The following is a 738-nucleotide window of genomic DNA, read 5'->3' as shown; positions in this document are numbered from 1 at the left end:
AAGAACTGACCGCCCAGAGAGATACGCTTGCTGATCGCCTGAAAAAGCTGGAAAAATCCAAGCTGGCAGAGCAGGCTGATGTGGACCGTCTGGAGGGACACAGCCTTGCCGCATTTTTCTATCAAGTGATTGGAAAAATGGATGAAAAGCTGGACAAGGAACGGCAGGAAGCCTATGCAGCCCGTGTCAAGTACGATGCGGCTCTCCATGACCTTTCTTCCGTTGATGCTGATTTAGCACAAATTCAAAATAGGTTGGCACGACTGTCCGATTGCGAAAGGCAGTATCAAGCTGCTCTTTCCGAAAAAATCAAAAGCATCAAAGCATCTGCCCACCATGCCGCACAGCAGATTGCGGAAAGCGAAAGCCGTATTGCCGCGCTGAAAGTCCAAAAACGGGAGCTGCTGGAAGCTATCAATGCCGGAAAGACCGCCCTGCATACGGTCAACGAAGTTCTGAAAACCCTCGACAATGCCGAGGGCTGGAGTACATGGGACGTAATGGGCGGCGGTTTGATGGCCGATCTTGCCAAGTATGAGGAACTGGACGATGCACAGGAACAAATCGAACAGCTTCAAGTGGAACTGCGGCGGTTCAAAACTGAGCTTGCCGATGTTGAGATCACCGCAGACCTTCAGGTTACGGTGGACAGCTTTTTGAAATTTGCGGATTTCTTCTTTGACGGCCTCTTTGCAGACTGGGCAGTTCTGGATCACATCAATCAGGCACAGAGCCGTG

1 protein-coding gene is annotated in these 738 nt (G+C 50.9%); it reads left to right on the top strand.

Going from position 1 to position 738, the window contains the following annotated elements; genetic code table 11:
* A partial coding sequence (locus P0G09_RS15425; RefSeq protein WP_275253083.1) for a hypothetical protein occupies positions 1-738 on the top strand: 738 nt, incomplete at both ends.

The sequence above is a fragment of the Faecalibacterium sp. DFI.5.82 genome, from assembly GCF_029076575.1.
GTDB classification, from domain to species: domain Bacteria; phylum Bacillota; class Clostridia; order Oscillospirales; family Ruminococcaceae; genus Faecalibacterium; species Faecalibacterium duncaniae.
The sequence above is the reverse complement of the archived record's forward strand: the minus strand, read 5'-3'. Positions and strand labels throughout refer to the sequence as shown.